Here is a 4,490-nt window from a genome sequence, read left to right as displayed (position 1 = left end):
GCCCGTACGGGAACGTACGGGCCGGGGCCTTTGCCGGGTGCGCCCGCCGGGGCCGCGCGGTGTTCAGCCGGATCCGTTACCAGGTGACGGGCAGCCGGGTCAGGCCGTGCACCATCATCCCGGTCGTCAGCTCCAGGGCGTCGACCTCCTCCGCGAGCCGCAGACCGGGGAAGCGGTTCAGGAGAGAGGTGATGACGATCTGCAGTTCCGCCCTGGCCAGCGCGGCGCCCACGCAGAAGTGCGGGCCGTGGCCGAACGCGACGTGGTGGACGGCCTCGGGCCGGGCGGGGTCGAACTCGTTCGCCTGCGCGCCGGGGAAGCGTGAGGGGTCCTGGTTGGCGGAGCAGACCGCCGCGAGGACCGCGCTGCCCTTGGGGATGACGGTGCCGCCGACCTCGACGTCCTCCAGGGTGATCCGCAGCGGGCCGCCGTCGCCGATCGGGTTGACGCGCAGCAGCTCCTCGATGGCGTGGTCGATCATCTCGGGCTGCTCGCGCAGCGTGGCCATGTGCTCGGGGTGGCGGAGCAGGGTCAGGACGATCTTGCCGATCATGCTGACGGTGGTCTCGTGTCCGGCGACGAGGATGGTCGCGGCCATGACGATCAGCTCGAACTCGTTGAGGCTGCCCTCATCGTCGTGGGCGGTGACGAGCGCCCCCATCAGGTCGTCCGTCGGCTCCTCGCGCTTGCGCTTGACGAGTGCGGCCAGGTACTCGATCATCTTCTGGCGCTGGGCGGCGGTCTCCTCCGCGGTGTGCGCGGTCAGCGAGACGAAGGCGTCCGACCACTCACGGAAGCGGTCCCGGTCCTCGAAGGGCACACCGAGCAGTTCGCAGATCACCATCACCGGCAGCGGGAAGGCCAGTGCCGTGTTGAGGTCGACGGGCCCGTCGAGCTTCTCCATCTCGTCCAGGAGACCGTCGGTCAGCTCCTGGATCCGGGGACGCATGTTCTGTACGCGTCGGGCGGTGAACTCCCGGGAGACCAGCCGGCGCAGCCGGGTGTGCTCGGGCGGGTCCGTGGTGAACAGGCTGCCCGGCACCGGAGGTGTGGGGGTGAGCTGCGGCGCGTCGGGGGAGACGGTGGCGGCCCGGCTGAACCTGGCGTCGGAGAGAACGGTGCGGACATCGTCGTAGCGGGTCACCACGTAACCCTCGTCGCCGGTGGGCAGCCGGACGTGGGCGACGGGGCACTTGCCCCGCAGTTCCTCGTAGACGGGAGGAACTTCGACGGCCGAAGGGCGGTGGAACGGGTAGTCGAGGAGGGGTTGGCCGCTCTCCGGCCCGCCGTGCGTCGTGTCCGTCGTTTCCATACGTTTCCTCCTGCAACAGGTGCGTGCTCAGCGGTTACTTGTGTGCGGTGGTTCCGGTGGCCGACACGCGGCGAGAGGCGCAGTCGGGGATCTGGACGAGCCTCGCAGCGGGGGCTTGCGCGTGGCCAAAGCGCCCTGCGAGCGCAGGTCGGCGGCGGTGCCGGCCGTCAGCGGTGCTCGCCGTCAGCGGTGCCAGCCGTCGGCGGTGCGCAGGCCGTACCCGAGGGCCCGGTCGGCGGTGATGTGCACCAGCCAGGCCAGACCGAAGTTGAACAGCGGGACGGCGATGGCCGGGTCGTCGGGGATGAGGCAGGTGAGCATGACGACGACGGCGACGACGGGCCGGTGCACGAGGTTGTAGGCGGGAACGGCACTGCGGGGCAGCCGGCCGGGCTGATGCGGGCCGTGCTGGTGCGGGCCGTGCTGGTGCGGGCCGAAGAGACCGGCGAGGAACGACAGGTCGGGTGCGACGAGACCGGCGACCGCCGCGACGATCACCCATCCGCCGTACTTCACCGCCTCGAACACCAACCAGATCAGCAGGAGGACGGCCAGCGCCCCCCAGGCGGCGCGAACCTGCCGTGAGGCCGAACTCCTGGTGGCGCCTTCCGGGGCGTGGTGTGTCACCGGACTTGTTCCTTTCGCGATGGATTCGTACAGGCCCGGGGGAACCGGAGCCGACGACGGAGAGCTGTCATGAGCCCGGCCTGACAGGTGAATGCCCGAAGCGTGAGATTCTCATGATCTGGCCGCCGCGGGCACGGTGTCTCTCCCCGTCATACCCCGACCCGCTCATCGGCGTACCGGCGCGTCAGAGCGGCGAGTTCACGCAGGAAGGCACCCTCGTCCGATCTGATGAAGAAGTGTCCGCCGGGCATCGTGCGCACTTCGCAGCCGCGCCCCGCGTGCCGCCGCCAGGCGAGCACCTCGGACACGGAGACCAGCCGGTCGGCGCCGCCCGCGAACAGGTGCAGCGGTACCCGCAGCGGCTCGGTGTGCGCGGCGGCGCTGCCGAGGCACAGCCGGAGGTCGTCGCGGGCCACCGGAAGCAGCGCGGAGAGGAACTCGGGGTGGTCGAGCAGGGTCCGCGGGATACCACCGAGCGCCACCAGGCCCCTGACGAGTTCCTGGTCCCCGGCCTCGGGGTCGGCGATCGGCGGGGCCGGCAGGTGCGGGGCGCGATAGGCGCTCAGCACGAGTGCCCGGGGCAGGGTCGCGCCGCGCTGCTGCCGCCGTCGGGTGAGCGAGGACGCGATGAGCGCGCCCATGCTGTGGCCGTAGAAGAGGTGGGGCTCGGACAGCTCTTCGTCGAGCTGTGCGTCGAGGTCGTCGATGAGGGCGTCCAGATCGGTGAACCTGGGCTCGCCGAACCGTTCCTCGCGGCCGGGCAGTTGGACGGGCATCACCCGCACTCCGGCGTCCTGTACGTCGAGGCCGCGCTGCCATCGCCGGTACGCCGAGGCTCCGCCGCCCGCGTACGGGAAGCAGAACAGCCGTGTTCTGTGGTCGGGTTCGTGGTCCGGGCGCTTCCGGGACAGGTATCGCGTCATGGTGTTCCGTCTCGGTTCCGTCTCGGTTCCGTCCAGGGGTGGGGGGCCGGCCGGGTCCGCGGTGCGTCGAGAGGTGGGGTGCCCGGCCGACGCGGTCCCCACGGTGCCCCGGGCCGCTAAAAGGCCGCCAAACTCGGCGCGGTGAGGTCGAGCCCGGGGTCGGCTGCCAGGATCGCGCGGTGCAGTTTCTGCACGCGCAGGGAAGGTTCGATGCCCAGCTCCTCGGCAGTCGACGCGCGTAGCTTTCGAAAAATCTCGAGCGCCTGCCACGAACGTCCACTCCGGTAGAGCGCCAGCATCAGCAGCCCGTGCAGACTCTCCTGGTACGGGAAACGCTCGGTGAGCGCGAAGAGTTCGCCGATCACTTCGGCGTGTCGGCCGAGCCGCAGGTCCGCGGTGATCCGCCCCTCCAGCGCGGAGCGGCGTGCCTCGTCCAGCCGGAGCAGCTCGACGCGGAGCGCGGGTCCGATGCGTACGTCGGCGAGGCCCGGCCCGCGCCACATGGCGAGCGCCTCGCCCAGCAGCTTGGAAGCGGTCTCGTCGTCAGCGGCGGCCAGGGCCCGCAACCCGCGAGCGGTGAGCTGCTGGAAGAGGTCGGCCTCCATGACGGGTGCGGGCATGTTCAACGCGTACCCGACATAGCTGCGGCTCAGCACCTCCTTCGGCGCACACTCGTGCTCCGGTCCGAGAGCGCCGGCGATCGCCCTGCGCAACTGCTTGACATAGGTCTGCACCACACCCGACGGTCCGCTGGGGGGACTTGACTCCCACAGCTCTTCCGTCAGGGTCGTCACATTCACGTCCCTACGCGCGTTGACCGCCAGCAGCGCGAGCAGCTGACGCGGTTTGGCCGCGCTCGGCACCACGGAGGTGCCGTCGATGCTCACCACGAGCGGCCCGAGAACCCCTATCTCCATGCCACTGCTCCTCCCGTTACCGGGAACACTGACACGTTGTCGCCTACAACGACACTTCACCGATCATGATCTCCGCCGGGAATCCGTCTGCCCCGGGGCGTGAGATTTTCATGGTCACGGCCTTCCATGAGACGTTTTCGAGCGATCTTCAGGCCACTCGGGCGAGTTAAGCGAGGCTTCAGGGCGAGTGGTGACCATGGGTGCCGACGATCGTCGTCCCAGGACAGCCTCGGGACCGACCGGCTGTGGAGAAGAGGGGCAGCATGGGGTTGAGGTACTGGATCGGCAGGGCCGGTTCCGGCGCGTTCCATCTGCTGGTCACGCTCGGCGCCTTCAGCGTCGGACCGCTGCCCGGTATCCACTACCCCGACCCCGGCGCGGACACCGACGACACTCCCAAGGATGCCGGGGCGCGGGAACACTCGCCGTCGGGAGCCGCGGAGGGCCCGAGCCGGAGGGGCCGCCGGTTCCAGGGGCCCCCGGCCGGCGGCCCGGAGCAGCGCTGCACGACGCCGCCGAGCCGGGTCGAGCAGGAGCTGTGGGCAGGACTCGGCGTCGACGTGAAACGAACCGGAAGATAACGATCCGTCCGTTCGGGCCCGAGCTGGTGCCCCGCGAGGGCGTGTGATCGTGAACGTCACCGATACGGAGCGGCAGGCGAGCCGACACCACGCTGGTGAGCCGCTGAGCGCTGCGGACGGGCGGCGGGCC

General features: G+C 70.4%; 5 protein-coding genes. 1 reads left to right on the top strand and 4 read right to left on the bottom strand.

The genetic code is table 11. The features are described 5' to 3' along the window. Positions 1–76 precede the first annotated feature (76 nt). The 4 genes from GA0115259_RS27975 to GA0115259_RS27960 form a co-directional block, all read right to left on the bottom strand. Complete coding sequence (locus tag GA0115259_RS27975; protein ID WP_093602191.1) at positions 77–1,312, bottom strand: cytochrome P450; 1,236 nt, start codon at positions 1,310–1,312, stop codon at positions 77–79. 183 nt (positions 1,313–1,495) lie between these two features. Then, a complete protein-coding gene (locus GA0115259_RS27970) occupies positions 1,496–1,939 on the bottom strand; it encodes a DUF4260 family protein (RefSeq protein ID WP_093602189.1) in 444 nt (147 codons plus the stop codon). Between the two features lie 149 nt (positions 1,940–2,088). Continuing rightward, a complete protein-coding gene (locus tag GA0115259_RS27965; protein ID WP_237540548.1) occupies positions 2,089–2,862 on the bottom strand; it encodes a thioesterase II family protein in 774 nt (257 codons plus the stop codon). Between the two features lie 116 nt (positions 2,863–2,978). Next, a complete protein-coding gene (locus tag GA0115259_RS27960; RefSeq protein ID WP_093602187.1) occupies positions 2,979–3,779 on the bottom strand; it encodes an AfsR/SARP family transcriptional regulator in 801 nt (266 codons plus the stop codon). A 263-nt stretch (positions 3,780–4,042) separates the two neighbouring features. On the opposite strand from GA0115259_RS27960, the gene GA0115259_RS27955 reads away from it, so the two are divergent. Next, the gene (locus tag GA0115259_RS27955; protein WP_093602185.1) at positions 4,043–4,360 is read left to right on the top strand and encodes a DUF6059 family protein; all 318 of its coding nucleotides are present in this window, start codon (positions 4,043–4,045) and stop codon (positions 4,358–4,360) included. Positions 4,361–4,490 lie beyond the last annotated feature (130 nt).

Origin of the sequence: Streptomyces sp. MnatMP-M17 (assembly GCF_900091995.1) — a bacterium.
Taxonomy (GTDB): Bacteria; Actinomycetota; Actinomycetes; order Streptomycetales; family Streptomycetaceae; genus Streptomyces.
The sequence above is the reverse complement of the archived record's forward strand: the minus strand, read 5'-3'. Positions and strand labels throughout refer to the sequence as shown.